The sequence below is a fragment of the Longimicrobium sp. genome (genome assembly GCA_036389795.1).
Lineage (GTDB): Bacteria > Gemmatimonadota > Gemmatimonadetes > Longimicrobiales > Longimicrobiaceae > Longimicrobium.
Genome location: DASVWD010000051.1, coordinates 1 through 14,537 on the forward strand (window position 1 = coordinate 1; position 14,537 = coordinate 14,537).

Annotated in this window: 14 protein-coding genes; 4 read left to right on the forward strand and 10 right to left on the reverse strand. The window is 74.1% G+C overall.

Translation table 11 applies throughout. The features are described from left to right. Positions 1-186: 186 nt before the first annotated feature. From VF746_05775 to VF746_05810, 8 genes are all read right to left on the reverse strand, one after another. Positions 187-2,121 (reverse strand): hypothetical protein, encoded by a 1,935-nt coding sequence (locus VF746_05775; GenBank protein HEX8691904.1) that lies wholly within the window; start codon positions 2,119-2,121, stop codon positions 187-189. 99 nt (positions 2,122-2,220) lie between these two features. Further along, a complete protein-coding gene (gene tnpA, locus VF746_05780; GenBank protein ID HEX8691905.1) occupies positions 2,221-2,658 on the reverse strand; it encodes an IS200/IS605 family transposase in 438 nt (145 codons plus the stop codon). A gap of 134 nt (positions 2,659-2,792) precedes the next feature. Beyond that, positions 2,793-3,026, reverse strand: coding sequence for a type II toxin-antitoxin system HicB family antitoxin (locus tag VF746_05785; protein ID HEX8691906.1), 234 nt, complete (start codon positions 3,024-3,026; stop codon positions 2,793-2,795). Beyond that, a complete protein-coding gene (locus tag VF746_05790) occupies positions 3,023-3,196 on the reverse strand; it encodes a type II toxin-antitoxin system HicA family toxin (GenBank protein ID HEX8691907.1) in 174 nt (57 codons plus the stop codon). The genes VF746_05785 and VF746_05790 overlap by 4 nt, the downstream gene beginning before the upstream one ends. A 63-nt stretch (positions 3,197-3,259) precedes the next feature. Beyond that, positions 3,260-4,987 carry a methyl-accepting chemotaxis protein gene (locus VF746_05795; GenBank protein HEX8691908.1) on the reverse strand — a complete coding sequence of 576 codons (1,728 nt, stop codon included), beginning with the start codon at positions 4,985-4,987 and terminating at the stop codon, positions 3,260-3,262. 280 nt (positions 4,988-5,267) lie between these two features. Beyond that, positions 5,268-5,729, reverse strand: coding sequence for a DUF433 domain-containing protein (locus VF746_05800; protein HEX8691909.1), 462 nt, complete (start codon positions 5,727-5,729; stop codon positions 5,268-5,270). A gap of 141 nt (positions 5,730-5,870) precedes the next feature. Next, on the reverse strand, positions 5,871-6,173 hold the full coding sequence (locus tag VF746_05805; GenBank protein HEX8691910.1) for a hypothetical protein: 303 nt from the start codon (positions 6,171-6,173) through the stop codon (positions 5,871-5,873). A 440-nt stretch (positions 6,174-6,613) separates the two neighbouring features. After that, complete coding sequence (locus VF746_05810) at positions 6,614-7,390, reverse strand: hypothetical protein (protein HEX8691911.1); 777 nt, start codon at positions 7,388-7,390, stop codon at positions 6,614-6,616. 359 nt (positions 7,391-7,749) lie between these two features. Between VF746_05810 and VF746_05815 the strand changes: the two genes are divergently transcribed. After that, positions 7,750-7,929, forward strand: a complete 180-nt coding sequence (locus tag VF746_05815; GenBank protein HEX8691912.1) for a hypothetical protein — start codon at positions 7,750-7,752, stop codon at positions 7,927-7,929. 81 nt (positions 7,930-8,010) lie between these two features. Here the strand turns inward: VF746_05815 and VF746_05820 are convergent, their stop codons facing one another. Together VF746_05820 and VF746_05825 are read right to left on the reverse strand one after the other, a co-directional pair. After that, a complete protein-coding gene (locus VF746_05820; protein ID HEX8691913.1) occupies positions 8,011-8,550 on the reverse strand; it encodes a GNAT family N-acetyltransferase in 540 nt (179 codons plus the stop codon). 82 nt (positions 8,551-8,632) lie between these two features. After that, positions 8,633-10,006, reverse strand: a complete 1,374-nt coding sequence (locus VF746_05825) for a cytochrome P450 (GenBank protein ID HEX8691914.1) — start codon at positions 10,004-10,006, stop codon at positions 8,633-8,635. 625 nt (positions 10,007-10,631) lie between these two features. Between VF746_05825 and VF746_05830 the strand changes: the two genes are divergently transcribed. The 3 genes from VF746_05830 to VF746_05840 all read left to right on the forward strand — a co-directional run bounded on the left by VF746_05830 (position 10,632) and on the right by VF746_05840 (position 14,494). Continuing rightward, positions 10,632-11,930: a hypothetical protein gene (locus VF746_05830; GenBank protein ID HEX8691915.1), complete on the forward strand. Its 1,299-nt coding sequence runs from the start codon at positions 10,632-10,634 to the stop codon at positions 11,928-11,930. Positions 11,931-12,384: 454 nt separating this feature from the next. After that, entirely contained in the window at positions 12,385-13,650 is a 1,266-nt protein-coding gene (locus VF746_05835) for a hypothetical protein (protein HEX8691916.1), read from the forward strand. 262 nt (positions 13,651-13,912) lie between these two features. Further along, on the forward strand, positions 13,913-14,494 hold the full coding sequence (locus VF746_05840) for a (2Fe-2S)-binding protein (GenBank protein ID HEX8691917.1): 582 nt from the start codon (positions 13,913-13,915) through the stop codon (positions 14,492-14,494). Positions 14,495-14,537 lie beyond the last annotated feature (43 nt).

A 14,537-nucleotide genomic window follows, 5' to 3' on the forward strand; every position in this document is an offset into this window, starting at 1 on the left:
AGGGATGCGCGCCCGACAGGGCCGGGACGCCGCCGCCACAGGGGTATCGTGGCGGCGGTGGCCCGGCGCGGTTGGGCACAGTCGTATCGTGCCCTACCGCGCGCGCAGCCCGGCCCGGAGCGCAGCGGAGGGACACGCCCGAACCCGCAGTGCGAAGTGCGGGGTGCGAGGTGCGAGGTGCGCCGCTCAGGGTGCTCCCGGTGCGGCGAACGGGTCCATGGAGCGGGCGGCGGCGCGGAGCTGGGCGTCGCCGAGGAGCGGGGCCTGCGGCAGGAGGGGGCGCGCCGGGTCCAGGCCGCGCACCTCGGCGGCGTGGGCGCGCATCCACGCCTCCAGGCCGCGCATGAACCGCAGACCGGCCTGCCCGTGCGGCGTGCGGTCGCCCAGGTTGGGGTGGACCAGGTTCGCCAGCGACAGCCGGGGCTCGGGCGCGAAGGCCACCTCGGAGAGCTTCGCGCGGAACTCGCTGTCGGCGCCGTTCTTCGCGGCGTGCACGCGCTGGTCGATGGCGTGGCGCCCCTCGTGCCCGAAGATGTCGGACTCCAGCACGGCGCGCTCGTACTCGGCCACGAAGGCCTCGCGCAGCGCCGCGCCCCGCAAGCCCCTGGCCCGCAGCCGCGCGGCGATGCGCCCGGCCGCGTCGCGCTGCAGCCGCCAGCGCATCCCGGGGAGGAAGGCGTAGGGATCGCGCGCGGCGCGGCGCCAGTCCTCGGCGCTGTCGCGGGCGATGCGCTCGGCCTGCCGGGCGCGCTCCTTCGGGTCGGCCAGCGCCGCCCAGGCGCGCACGGGGATGCCGGCGCGGGCGGAGCGCACCTCGTAGATGACGTCGGGGTCGGCCCAGCCGCCGTGCGCCGACTCGCCGTCCCACGCCCAGGTCTGGAAGCCGTTGGAGACCATCTCGTCGAGCGCCACGTAGCGTAGCCGCGCGCGCCGGCCGTACTGCTCCACCACCTGCTCGCGGTCCACCACGGCGTGCCCCATGTGCAGGTCGTAGTAGCCGGCCGTGGTCCCCAGGTCCGCCACCGCGCCGAAGCGCCGCTCCACCTCGCGCCGGAAGCGCTCGATCCCGAAGGCGGGCGCCGGCTCGCCGGGGCGCAGGACGTCCCACAGGCGTCGCGCGGCGTCGCTCAGCGCGCTGCGCAGCGAGTCCGGCCGCCCGCGGCCGAGCGCGGTGCTGCGGTAGTAGGAGTCGGCGGCCTCGCGGGCCTCGCGGGTGAAGTCCGCCCACGCCGCCGCTGCGCGCACCTCCGGGTCGCCGCCCACGCGCGGATCGCCGACGGCCACCAGCGCGGCCTCGGGGAAGAGCCGCGACCCCGCCAGCGCCAGGGCGAGCGCCCGCCGCTCCGCCGTGGAAGCCCGCGGCCCGCGCCAGGCGGGGAGGACGGCCTCCAGCGCGCGCCGCGGCCCGGCCAGCACGCCGGCCGAGTCGTAGCGGACGGAGAGGAAGTACGAGCGCCAGGCGGCGAGCGCGGCGGGGCCGTCGTCCAGCAGCAGCGCGGCGGTGAGCTGCACGCGCGCGGGCTCCAGGAGCCCCGGCTCGGCCCGCACCAGCGGCTCCAGCCGGCGGAGCGCCCGCTCCACCGCGCCCCGCTCGCCGGGCGCGAGCGGGTGGCCGCCGAGCCGTGCCTCCAGCGCGGGCTCCACGGCCGTGCGGGCGAGCTCCACCAGGGCCGCCGCCGAGTCGCCCCGCGACTCCGCCGCGTCCAGCGCCCGCTCCGCCGCCTCCCACGCCTCGGCGGACCGTCCTGCCTCGCGCTCCATCCGCGCGATCCCGGCATGGGTGCGCGAGCGCAGCGCGCCGGCCCGCAGCGCCCGGCGGTAGTGCGCGTGCGCGCGCCGCTCGTCGCCCCGGTAGCGCCAGGCGAGGAGCGCGAGCAGCTGCTCGGCCGTCGCGCGGTCTTCGCCGCGGATGCCGCGCCGGCGGACGGCGGAGTCGAGCACCGCCTCCATGTCGCCCAGCCGGTGCTGCGAGAACGCCTCGATCCCCCTGAGCACCAGCTCCGCCCCGGCGCCGCCCTCGCCCGGGCGCTCCCGCGCGCGCTCGCACCCCGCCAGCGCGCACGCGGCGAGGACGACGGTCAGGGCGATGGCTGAAGCGAAGTGGGAGCGGGGGAGGGGCATGGGGGGAAGGTGGGAGATCCCTGGTTCAGGGGCGGGTGAACCCGCGGCAACAACGGCGAAAAGCCTGCCTTCGCAGGCTCCTCCGGCGCCGCCGCGAGTTTAGCGCGAGGAGGCTGGGTTCGCTGGCGGCGGCGCGGAGGTCAGCTCCAGCGCGTGGATCAGAACACCGGACCGGTGGTGCTCCGTTTGGTTCAGCACGTAGTCGCGGACTACGGGAACCCCACGCTTGGAGACGGTGAAGGCGCCATACGCTCCCTGCCACTTGAAGGGTTCGCGCGAAGCCTGCTCCACCACGCGCGAGGAGGCGCCCTTCATCCTGCCGACCAGGTGCGAGATCGAGTGCGTCGGCCGGAAGCGCAGGAGCACGTGCACGTGGTCTTCGATCCCACCGATGGCGAGCACGTCTGCCCCCAGCACGGAGCACTGCTGCTGGATGGAGGCGTAGACCACCGGCTGCCGGTCCGGCGTGATGAGCGGCAGCCGGTCCCAGGTCGACCAGGTCACATGAAGATACAACTGCGTGTACGGCTCGCGCATGGGGTTCCTGAGAAGAGCCAGCCTCTCCGCACCGAACCTGCACCGGCACGGATGGAGCCTGCGAAGGCAGGCTTTTCGCCGTTGTTGCTGCGGGTTCACCCGCCCGGCGCGAGGCCATCCCTGCCGATGCCTCCTCAACCCCGGCGCCTCGACCCCGGCGGGGCCACCTCCAGGTACACCGCCAGGCTCTGCGGCGGGGGGACGTCGTAGCCCTCGACGCGCAGGCCGCGCAGGTGCAGGTCGATGGCCTCACGCATGTTCGCCTCCACCTCGCCGGGCGTGGCGCCGGTGGACACGCACCCGGGCAGGTCCGGCGCGTACGCCGAGTAGCCCGTCCGGGTGGCCTCGATCACCACCAGGTACCTCATCGGTCCCGCCCCGCCTGCCGCAGCAGGCTCCCCAGGGTGCCCGCCGCCAGGTCGTGGTGCGGGTCGCCCGGCATGGTCACCAGCGTGCGCTTGATCGGGTGCTTGTCCTGGTGGTGGCCCCCCTTCGTCCGCACCAGGTACCAGCCGTCCACGTGGAGGAGACGGACCATCTCTCGGATCTTCATACCGGGCCGATATGGTTGGATTGGGGAACGGAAAAGGAAGGATGCCGCTCACACTCCGGCCGGGACGCGCTTCCGCTTCGGGACGACGGACTTCGGCTCGCCGGCGGGCCCGGGGCGCGGAGCCGGCGCGGGCCCCGGCGCCGGCGCCTGGCGCGCGGCGCCGACGCGGAAGCGGGCGGCGAGCGAGTCCAGCGCGCCGGCCACCTCGGCGAGCTGCTGGCTCCCGGCGGCCACCTCCTGCATGGCGGCCACCTGGTGCTCGGCGGCGGCGGCGCTCTCCAGGGTGCGCTCCCGCACGCGGCGGGCGGCCTGGTCGAGCTCCTCCATCCCGCGCCTGAGCCCGTCGAGCGCGGCGGACTGCGCCTCGGCTTCTCCGGCGATGCGCTCGATCCCGTCCACCGTCTCGATCAGGCCGTCGACGATGGCCGCCAGCGCCGAGCGGCTCTCCTCGGCCGCGTCGCTGGCCCCGGCCACGCGCCCGCCCTCCGCGGCCAGCCGCTCGCGCATCTCCACGATGGCCGCGTGCGTGCGCGCCACCACCCCGGCGATGCGCTCCGCCGAGCCGGCCGACTCGGTGGCCAGCCGCCGCACCTCGCCCGCCACCACGCCGAAGCCGAGCCCCCGCTCGCCCGCGCGCGCCGCCTCGATCGCCGCGTTCAGCGCCAGCAGGTTGGTCTGCTCGGCCACCCAGCGGATGGTGCCGGCGAAGCCGCCCACCTGGCCGCCCGCCTCCTCCAGCGCGTCCATCGCCGCGGCCGAGCGGCGGTAGCCGCCCTCCAGGCTCAGCAGCAGTTCGCCGGTGCGGTGGATGCGCTCCGCCTGCGCGCCCGCCTCGGCCGCCATCGCCCTGGCCCCCGCCGACGAGCCGGCGGCGCTCTCGCCCAGCGCCCGCCCCGCGCGCGCCGCCTCCTCGGTGCGGGCGCGCCCCTCGGCCACCAGCGCCAGCTGGCGCTCCGCCTCGCGGGCGATCTCGTCGCTCGCCTGCCCCGCGTCCTCGGCCGCGCCCTCCACCTGGGCCGCCATCGCCGCCAGCTGGTCGGAGAGCGCGGCCAGCGCGTGCGCCTGCTCCTGGATCTCGCCCACCACGCCGCGCAGCGCCGCCACCGTGCGGTCCACCGCCAGCCAGAGCAGGCCCACGTTGTCGCACGGCGCCGCGCCCAGGCGCACGGTCAGGTCGCCGCGCTCCACGCGCCGGAGCGCCGCGCGCGCCGCCTCCAGCCGCCGCACCCGCGCCGCCTGCCGGAGGTGGACGACCAAGCCGAGCCCCGCGGCGAACGCCCACTCCAGCGCAATCCACGCGGGCGGCGCCGCCTCGCCCGCCAGCGCCAGGCCGGCCGCGCGCGCCGGTGCGTAGAGGAGCGCCGCCGCGAGCAGGAAGTCGCGCCCGGCCCGCGGGTGCAGGTAGGTGGTCTGCCCCGCGGCGAACACCGCCACCGGCAACGCCAGGTAGCCCGCCCGTCCGCCCGCAACCACCAGCAGCGCCAGGATCGCCGCGTCCGCCGCCGCCAGCGCGCGGAACTGCCACGCGGCGAAGCGCCCCGCGCGGTGCAGCCGGTGCAGCGCCGCCATCAGCGCGAAGAAGGCGAGCCCCAGCGCGACCGCCGCGCCCGGCGCGAGGCGGAGCGTCCCCGTCCCCCACCCCAGAAGGGTGACAAGGACGCCGCAGGGCAGGATCAGCCAGTGGCTCAGCAGGTTCTGCCGCTGCTGCGCCTCCAGGGCCACCCGCCCGTCCCGCGCCTCCGCGTCCTCCCCTCCCACCTCCACACCTGCGGCCATGCGCTCTCCTTTCCATGGTTTCGCGCCGGATTCCGAGGGACGACCATCCCTCACGCGAAGGCCCCTGCGGATCTGGCGGGGGTCCGCGCGCTGCAACGGACGCTGGCGGTTTCGACGGATTACGGCACCCGCGGCGGGCGCGTCGGGCGGCGGCGGCTCGACGCGCGAGGAGCGTATATAATGCCGAACCGTGCCGGAGCGCAAGGGAAAAACGAACTGAGTGGACGGCCGGACAAAACGGACTGTACAGGCGGTCAGATCCGGCATGGATTGGCTGGAGTCAGCACTCGTCGGGAGGCATATCGCGGCTCTGGCGCTGGCTCGCGTAGACTGATGGCGTGAGGAAGGGGAACTCGTTGCGGACGCGCTCCGGAGTCCAGTACTCCTCACGGCCCAGGCGCATGTCGATCTCCCTTGGATACGTCTCGTAGTACCGGAGCGCGACGCGTAGTTGCGACTCCGCGAGCCAGGGATATTCCTCCGCGAGCGCCGACAGACTCTCTCCCGCGGCCTTCCACGTCGCGATCACCTCCCACACGTCCGGCCCCGTCCCCGTGAGCGTCGCCCGCCGGCCCGTCGGTCCATCGGCGAACACGATCCCCGGCACGCGACGCACCCTGACCGCCTCCTCCAGCATCTCGGACGCGGCGGCGGCGAACGGCTGGCCGCGTGTACGAGCCTCTCGCGCGACCTCCTCTGCCAGGGCGCAGGGAATTCGAAAATATCGCCCGCTCTTCGCCATCGTCGTCCTCCCATGGAGCGCTGAAAGTAATCGCGGACCGGACCGGAACGAAGCGACGGAAAGCGGCCACGCAGAGCACGAAAAAGCGGCCCGGGGGAAGCTCCCCCGGGCCGCCGCGGATGTTCGCCGGTGGAGGCGTCGCTACGGCCTGGTCACCAGCAGCGTGGCCACGTAGTCGCCCGGGCGGATAGGGGTGGTCGACGCCGGGTACGGCTCGAGGGCCTGCAGCGCCACCGTGTATCCCCCGTACGCCGCCGACTTCGGGTCCAGGTTGGTGTTCAGCACCAGCGTCCGCGGCGCGACGGCGGCGCTGGAGAGGGTGAGCTGCACCTCGCCGTTGCCGGCCCAGACGCACGTCATGCCTCTCGGGCAGCGCGAGTCGTCCTTCACGACGTCGAAGTGGATCGACGGCCCCCCGCCGTCCATCCGCGCCGTCTGGTCCACGCGTAGGGTGAACGGCTGGTCCGGGACAACGGGGCCTGCCGCGGTGGGAACGGGATCGGAAGCGGGCGGGTGCCGTGGAGAGGTCGCGCTCCCCGCTCCCGAGGAATTCGGCGGGGGTGCGTCCCGGGAGCTGCAGGCGGCCAGCGCGGCGCAGGCGAAGGCCAGAAGAGTTCTGTGCATCGGGAAGCACCGGGCTCGAGGTGGGCCGCCGCGCGCTCACGCCGTCTTCCAGCGGAGAGTAAGCCGGCCCGCGGCAACGGTCAACCGCCGCGCGCCAGTGCCTGCACGCCGGACTGGAAGAGGCCGGGCGCGGCACGCCGTCGCCGCAGCCGGTCCCCGGCTCGCGCAAGCCGGGGGGCCGCGAGGAAGTCGGAGGCGACGCGAAGCGGCCCGGGGAAGCTCCCCCGGGCCGCCGCGGATGTCCGTTGGTGGAGGCGTCGCTACGGCTTGGTCACCAGCAGCGTGGCCACGTAGTCGCCCGGGGCGATGGTGCTGGTCGACACCGGGTACGGCTTCAGGTCCTGCAGGTTCACCGTGTAGCCCGCGTAGGAGGCCGACTTCGGGTCCAGCGTGGTGTGCAGCACCACCGTCTGCGAGGGGAAGCCGGCCTTCGAGAGCGTGAGCTGCACCTCGGCGTCGCCGGCCCAGATGCACGTCACGTCGCTCGGGCAGCGCGAGTCCGCGTTCACGCCGTCGAAGTGGATCGACAGCCCCTCGCCCGCGATGGTGGCGGTGCCGAACGCCTTGAGGTCGAACGGCTGGCCCAGCACGGCCGCCTTGCGCACCACGAAGGTGGCGCGGTACTGCGACTGCGAGATCGCGCCGCCCTTCGCGGTCGGGTACGGGTCCAGCTGCAGCAGCTCGATCTCGTAGTTCAGGTACGAGGCCGTCCTGGGCTCCAGGTTGGTGTTCAGCTCGAAGCCGGCCGCCTTGCCGTCCTTGGAGAGCACCACGCGCACCACCGCGTTGCCAGCCCAGATGCACTGCACGCCCGTGGGGCAGCGCGAGTCCGAGGGAACCGACTCGAAGCGCACCGAGAGCCCCTCGCCGCTCACCACCGCCGTCTGGCCCGTGCGCAGGGTGAACGGCTGGTTCAGGAACGCGGTGGTCCCCGCGGTCGCGTTCGCCGGCCCGGCCGGGGCCAGCGGCGAGGTCGCGTCCTGGGCGTTGCAGGCGGCCAGCGCGACGCACGCAAAGGCCACAAGAGATCTTTTCATCGTAGGGTTACCTGACGTGGGGGTGGGGACCGCCGGGCCAGGGAGGCCCGGCGGCTCGCCGGCGCGGCCCGCGCCGTGTCGGGCCGACTTCCAGCCGGCTGAAGGGTAACCGGGCGCGGAAGGGGAGTCAACCGCGCGCACCGCAATCGCTTGCGCCACAACCCGATGCCGGGGCGACGGGAACGGAGCGGCCGGTCGCCACTCCGTCCACGATGGGGCACGGCCGCCCCACTTCGGGCGGGAAACGGGTAGCAGTTCGTCACAGTCCCGGGTGTTCTCCCGGTGGCCGCATCGGGGTGGCACGCCTTCTGCCCAGTCCAAGTGCTTGTCACCTTTCACCTTGCGAACAGGAGGCACGGATGGCGCGCGAGCGCGAGCTGATCGAGCCGAACCCGGGCGACAAGCGCTACGTCCGCCGCGACGAGCGGGGGCGCTTCACCGACGACCAGGTGAACGTGGGCCGCTCGCTGGCCGCCGACCGCCGGCAGCACAGCAAGCACAAGGCGAAGCCCGGCCACGGCGACAAGGGCGACCGCTGACCCGTCGCCGGTCTCGACCGGTCGTGGAGCGAAGGCGCCGCCGGGCATCTCCCGCCGCGGCGCCTTCCCCTTGCCATCCGACTACGATCCGACCGGTTCCACCGCCGGAGCGGCCATCTCGGGTTCCGGCTCCGCGGCCGCCGCGGTGAGGTCCAGCTCCATCTCGACGTCGGTCCGCGCATACTCCGGGTGCGGCCCCACGCGCGTCACCGCGAAGCCGTGCTTGCGGTACAGCGCCAGCGCCGGCGCGAGCGACTGGTTGGAGAAGAGCGTCAGGCGCCGCGCCCCCCGCCCGCGCGCCGCGTCGATGGCGGCGCGCAGCAGCAGGGCGCCGTAGCCGCGTCCGCGCGAGTCGGGGCGCACCGCCATCTTTCCCAGCTCGAACGAGTCCGGCCCCGTCCTCCTGAGCGCGCAGGTGCCGCGCACCTCCCCGTCCGCCAGCACGAAGAACACCTCACCGCCGCCCTCCAGGTACGTCCCGCGCGGGTCGCCGAGCGCCGCCCGGTCGCGCGGCTCCAGGTGGAACAGGCGCTCGATCCACTCCCGGTTGAGCGCCTCGAAGTGCTCCCGGTACTCGTCCCGATAGGTCACCACCACCGGCGCAGACACCTCTCCGCTCATCCTCGTCTCCCCTGATTTTCCGCTGCCTGATCTCGTCCACGCACTCACGCACTTTCGCACTTTCGCACTTCGCACCGGGGTCCTACCCCACCTCCACCGCGCTCGGCCGCTCCACGCGCTCCAGCCGCATCCAGATCCCGTCGCGGGCCCGCAAGCTGGCCAGCGCGCGCACCGTCACCGGCCGCCCGGGCACCGGCGCCAGGCGGAAGCGGCGCGCCAGCATCGCCAGCACCAGCGGGATCTCCAGCATGGCCAGGTGGCGCCCGATGCACGCCCGCTGCCCCGCGCCGAACGGCAGGTACGCGTGCCGGTGCCGCGCCGCCACCCGCTCGGGGAGGAAGCGGTCCGGGTCGAACGCCTCGGGGTGGTCCCAGAACCCTAGGTGCCGGTGCGTGGCGTACAGCAGGAGCAGCACCGTGGCCCCCGCCGGCACCCGGCGCCCGCCGACCACGTCGTCGCCCAGCGCCGAGCGCAGGATCCACCAGAAGGGCGGCAGCAGCCGCATCGACTCCTGCGCCACCCGCCGCGTGTACTCCAGCCGCACCAGCTCGTCGAAGGCGGGCTCCTCGCCCGCCACCTCGGTCTCCACCTCGAAGCGCAGCCGCGCCTCCGCCCGCGGGTTCGTCGCCAGCAGGTGCCACGTCCACGCCAGCGCGTCGGCCGTGGCCTCGTAGCCGCCGAAGAGCGTGGTGACCACCTCGTCGCGCAGCTGCCGCTCGCTCATGGGCGCCCCGTCCTCGCCCCGCGCGTCCAGCAGCATGGTGAGCAGGTCCCCGGGCCGCTCCCCGGCCGCCCTGCGCCCGGCCACCACGCGGGCGACGATCCCCTCCAGCTCCGCCAGCGCCGCCCGCGCGCGCCGCGCCCCGGGGAGCGGTAGCGCCTCGGGGAGGAAGAAGGTGTTGAAGCGCAGGGACATGTGCTCCAGCAGCACCCCGAACGCCGCCGCGATGCGGGCCACGTCGGCGTCGGTCACCCCGGCCGAGAACATGGTGCGGGCGATCACCTCCAGCGTCACCTGCATCATCTCGCGCACCAGCTCCACCGGCCGGCCCGCGCGCGCCTGGGCCTCCCAGCGGGCGATCTTCTTCCTCACCACCGCGGCCATGATCGGCACCAGCGCCGCCACCCGCTGGTGCCCGAAGGCGGGCGACATCAGCCGGCGCTGCGCCAGCCAGTGCTCGCCCTCGTTCAGCACCAGCCCCCGCCCGAAGACGAACGACGCGCGGTTGAAGAGCCTGCCCTTCCAGTAGTTGCGGTTGTTCTCCACCAGCACGTGCTGCACGTGGTCGGGGTGCGTCACCACGTACACCGACGCCGGCCCGGCCCCCAGCCGCAGCGGGCCGTCGCCGGCGCCGCGGGCGAGGCCGGTGAGCACGTTCGGCGGGTCCTTGAGCAGCCGCGGCAGCACCTTCAGCAGCGGCACCCCGGGCGGCGGAGGGGCGTTCGTGTGGGTCATGTCTCGCGAGGGGGATCGGGGGGATCGGCTTCGTCCGCATCCAATCTCCCCCGGGACCCGGACCGGGAGAACGCGGCTGGGCCTGGACGCGACTGCGGGGGATGGTCCGCGCGGCCGGCGGGACGAACCGGCCTGCTCCGACTCCGCCGGATCACGGCCGTCCGTCCGGCGGCCGCGTGGGTGGCGGAGCAGATCCCGGGAGGTCGGATTCGGAGCGGCGACTTGTGGCCAGCGTTTTGCATCATCCCCGTAAGCCGCCGATAGTTGTCGGCGCCCACCGCTGCCTGATCTGGTCCCTGGGCACGGGAGAGGTACGGGCGCAGGCGGCGACGGCACGCGCACACCGGCTTCGGGAGCCACCGCCCTGGTGCTCCTGCGCAGCACCGGTGCGCGCAGGGAAACGCCACGGCGTCACCCTGCCGCGGCGCAGCGATCCACCCGTCCGCCAGGGAGGTGCCCGACCCGATCCGCCGGACCTGCGGCCAGAGCCGATCATCGTCCAGCTCAAGCGCTTTTCACGCCCTGCCGTACGTCAGGGTGAAGAACGAATGCGCGCTGGAGGGGCGGGGAGCGCCGGGCCGCGGCGCAGCATCACTGTGGACCGAGAGACCAAACGGAGGAGCACATGCCCATGAACAGAGCCCCGCTGCGCGCCCTGGCCGCGGCCGCCGCCCTGCTGGTGCTGGCTGCCTGCGCCGACGATCGGGTCACCGGCCCCACGGGCCCCAACCGACAGGTGAGCGAGTCCGCGACCGCCGAAGAGATCTCCCGCGACTCCCTCGCCCCCGCTCCCGACACGGTGGTCTACGGGGGCGAGCAGGAATACGAAGACATCGCGCGCGAGGTCCCCGGGTACGCCGGGCACTGGTACGACGAGAACGGCGACCGCGTGGTGCAGCTCACCGACCTCGCCTACCAGGACCAGGCGCTCCGGGTGATCGACTCGCGCCCGCAGCCCGAGCCCGCCGACGGCGAGAAGCGCACCGGCGCCACGCGCTTCGTGCAGGTGCGCTACGACTTCGCGACGCTGCGCGACTGGCGCAACCGCGCGAGCGACGCGGTGCTGAACGTGCCGGGCGCCGTGTTCACGGACCTGAACGAGGTGCAGAACCGCGTGGGCGTGGGGATCGCCGACGAGAGCGCCCGCGCCGGGGTGGAGGAGCAGCTCAAGGCGGCCGGCGTCCCCCTGGAGGCCACCCTCGTCGAGGTGGTGGGCAAGCCCGAGCAGTACCAGACGCTGCAGAACTTCTTCCGCCCCCTGCAGAGCGGCTACCAGATCCAGAACCAGCTGAGCTGGACCTGCACGCTGGGGGTCCCGGCGGTGGCCGGGTGGCCGTCGTACCTGACCAACTCGCACTGCACGCAGGCCTTCTGGTGGAACACCGGCACCGCCTTCTACCAGCACGTGTTCGGCGCCCCCTTCTTCATCGGGAACGAGGTGAGCGACCCGCCGGGGTGGGCGTGCTGGCCGTGGGTGTGCCGCTGGAGCGACGCCGCCCGGATCGCGGTGCCGGGCAACGTGCCCGCGGCCAACCAGATCGCCCGGACCGGGTGCTTCGGGGTGCACTGGGCGCCCGGCTGCATCAACACCGCCGGCATCGCGCCGTTCAACGTGCTGAACCCGCCGCAGTGGTGGCCGTGGCCGTTCCAGTGGGTGGACAAGGTGGGCCGCACCACGGGGTGGACCAAGGGCGTGGTCACGCACACCTGCATCAACATCGTGATGCCGCCCAACCGGCAGCTGCTCTGCCAGTACCTGATGACCAACATGGCGGGCCCGGGCGACAGCGGCTCGCCGGTGTTCCTGCAGTTCGGCGGGAACGCGCAGGTCACGGGCATGCTCTGGGGAGGCATCGTGGCCCCCGGGTTCCAGCGGTCGATCTTCAGCGCGCGCGGCGCCATCTTCGCCGACCTGGGCGCGTGACGGACGGCCGATGGCGCGGCGCCCGGTCCGTTCCGGACGCCGCGCGAACGGAGGTCTGAGCGAGCGAGTACGGAGCGCGGCGGGGTCCACCCGGTCCCGCCGCGCTCCCTCTTTTCCCTGCCGGCACGGTGGGATCGGCCACGCGCGGGCACGTCCCCCGGGGCCGGAGCCCCTCCTCGGCGCCGCAGTTCCCTCCCGGTTGACAAGCTCACCTTACCAGACTATCAATGCAAAAGCCGGCGCGGTTCATGACGCCCCTCGTGGCCGGCGCACGGCCGGACTCGGGGTTTCGCGCGCACGCCCCCGCGGATCGAAAGGAGGTAGCGGACACTCACCGGGAGCAGGCTCGGAGACCCGCCCGAATTAGACCTTTTCGAGACGTAACGAATGGGATGGAGCTGCCACCGTACGGCAAATCCGCCGTGACCTCAACCGCCAACCAGCCGGAGGATGCATGCCCACATCGAGAGCCCCCTTGCGAGGACTGGCCGCCGCCGTCGCGCTGGTGGTCCTGGCCGCCTGCGCCGAGCAGGCGCCCCCCACCTCCGCCGTGAGCCCGGGAGACGTCTCCGCGCGGGCCGAGGACACCGAGCTCCCCCCGCCCGACGACCCGTACGAGGGCGAGCGGGAGTTCGCCGAGGTGGCGGCGGAGGTCCCCGGGTACGCCGGCCACTGGTACGAGGGCGACACCCGCGTGGTGGCGCTCACCGACCTGTCGCAGCGGGACCTGGCCGTGCGGGTGCTGGACGCGCGCCCGCAGCCCGAGCTGGGCGACGTGGAGAAGACCGGCGGCGGCACCCGCTTCGTGCAGGCGCGCTACGACTACCGCACGCTGCGCGGCTGGCGCGACCGCGCCGCCGACCCCGTGCTGGCCGTCTCCGGCGCCGTCTTCCTGGACCTGGGCGAGGTGGAGAACCGCCTGGTGGTGGGGATCGCCGACGAGGGCGCGCGCAGCGGCGTCCAGCGCGAGCTCGCCGCCGCCGGGGTGCCGGTGGACGGGGCCGTCGTGAAGGTGACCGGCGGCGCGGAGGCGCAGCCGCTCACCGGGGTGCACACCCCGCTGGAGAGCGGGTGGCTGATCACCACCGCCGCCTGGTACCGGTGCACGTCGGGGTACAACGTCAACCCCACCCCGTTCGGCCCGGTGATGATGACCAACTCGCACTGCACCCCCGCCTTCTGGGGGCTGGACGGGATCCAGGTCTACCAGCCCATGCCTCCCGCCAACCTGGTCGGGCCCGAGGTCTCCGACCCGGTGGGGTGGCCGTGCCTGCCGGTCCCGTGGCGCTGCCGCCGGAGCGACGCCACGGCGATCCGGATCACCCCGCCGCTCACCTGGGGGAACCTGATCGCGCGCACGGCCGGGCTGGGCTCCACCACCTGGGTGGGCTCGTGGAACGTGGTGGGCAACGTCTGGTACCCGGTGGTGGGGACGGTCGTGGACAAGACGGGGTGGGTGACGGGATGGACGGTCGGCAAGATCACGAACACCTGCGTGAACGTGGTGGCGCCCCTGCCCGCCCCCGCCAACCGGAGGCTCATGTGCCAGGACTTCGCCACCTACGGCTCGGGTGCCGGCGACAGCGGCGCGGCGGTGTACATCCGCATCCCGGGGACGGTGAACGTGCGCGTCGGCGGGCTGCACTGGGGGCGAGTGCCGGGGGCCAACCTCGCCGTCTTCAGCCCGCGCGGCGGCGTCCTCGCCGACCTGGGCTTCTGATCCCGATTTCGCAGAAGCTCGTCCGGGTCGAGATCCGTAGCTGAATGTCCCTTCCGCAGGAAAATCGTAAACGCGGAGCGCGCGAGAGGAGATCTCTCCCCCGCGCCCTCCGCGTCTTCGTCTTCGAACGAGCGTTCGAAAACGGGCCGCGCGGCGTTGACAGCGCAGGCGGGGGCGGGTAGTCTACAGGGCTGGCAACTCCGCCGCTGGCACGCACTTTCCTGCGGAAGGAGCGTGGACCCCGAGCCCCCTGGCGCAACCGATGAAGGACCTGGTCACCCTCCGCGTCAACGGCGACACCCACGAGGTGGGCGTGCCCACCCACTGGACGCTGCTGGAGACGCTGCGCTACGGGATCGGGCTCACCGGCAGCAAGCAGGGGTGCGACAAGGGCGACTGCGGCGCCTGCACGGTGTGGTTGGACGGCGTCCCCACGCTCTCCTGCATCACCCCCGTGTACGAGGCGGTGGGGCGCGAGGTGCGCACGGTGGAGGGGCTGGCGGGCTGGCGCACCGGGCCCGGGGTGCCGCACCCGCTGCAGGACGCCTTCGACGTGTGCGGCGCCGCGCAGTGCGGCTTCTGCACCCCGGGGATCCTGATGAGCGCCGCCGCGCTCCTGGAAGAGAACCCCGCCCCCACCCGCGGCGAGATCCGCGACGCCCTCTCCGGCAACCTCTGCCGCTGCACCGGCTACACTAAGATCCTGGACGCCGTGGAGCTGGCCGCCGCCACCCTGCGCGGCGGCGCGGCGTCGGCGGAGCGGACGGCGGACCCCGCTGCGCCCGGCGTCCTGCTCCCCCCGGACGGCGCCCTGGCCGAAGCCGCGGAGGAGGTGGCGCGATGAGCGACCTCGGTGGCGGCCGCGGGGTGGGGGGGGGGGGGGGGGG

Excerpts from the sequence above, each read along its gene's own strand:
- VF746_05830 (HEX8691915.1), top strand. The coding sequence starts at position 10,632 with ATGCCCATGAACAGAGCCCCGCTGCGCGCCCTGGCCGCGGCCGCCGCC.
- VF746_05825 (HEX8691914.1), bottom strand. The coding sequence starts at position 10,006 with ATGACCCACACGAACGCCCCTCCGCCGCCCGGGGTGCCGCTGCTGAAG.
- VF746_05790 (HEX8691907.1), bottom strand. The coding sequence starts at position 3,196 with ATGGTCCGTCTCCTCCACGTGGACGGCTGGTACCTGGTGCGGACGAAG.
- VF746_05810 (HEX8691911.1), bottom strand. The coding sequence starts at position 7,390 with ATGAAAAGATCTCTTGTGGCCTTTGCGTGCGTCGCGCTGGCCGCCTGC.
- tnpA (HEX8691905.1), bottom strand. The coding sequence starts at position 2,658 with ATGCGCGAGCCGTACACGCAGTTGTATCTTCATGTGACCTGGTCGACC.
- VF746_05775 (HEX8691904.1), bottom strand. The coding sequence starts at position 2,121 with ATGCCCCTCCCCCGCTCCCACTTCGCTTCAGCCATCGCCCTGACCGTC.
- VF746_05800 (HEX8691909.1), bottom strand. The coding sequence starts at position 5,729 with ATGGCGAAGAGCGGGCGATATTTTCGAATTCCCTGCGCCCTGGCAGAG.
- VF746_05785 (HEX8691906.1), bottom strand. The coding sequence starts at position 3,026 with ATGAGGTACCTGGTGGTGATCGAGGCCACCCGGACGGGCTACTCGGCG.
- VF746_05840 (HEX8691917.1), top strand. The coding sequence starts at position 13,913 with ATGAAGGACCTGGTCACCCTCCGCGTCAACGGCGACACCCACGAGGTG.
- VF746_05795 (HEX8691908.1), bottom strand. The coding sequence starts at position 4,987 with ATGGCCGCAGGTGTGGAGGTGGGAGGGGAGGACGCGGAGGCGCGGGAC.
- VF746_05820 (HEX8691913.1), bottom strand. The coding sequence starts at position 8,550 with ATGAGCGGAGAGGTGTCTGCGCCGGTGGTGGTGACCTATCGGGACGAG.
- VF746_05835 (HEX8691916.1), top strand. The coding sequence starts at position 12,385 with ATGCCCACATCGAGAGCCCCCTTGCGAGGACTGGCCGCCGCCGTCGCG.
- VF746_05815 (HEX8691912.1), top strand. The coding sequence starts at position 7,750 with ATGGCGCGCGAGCGCGAGCTGATCGAGCCGAACCCGGGCGACAAGCGC.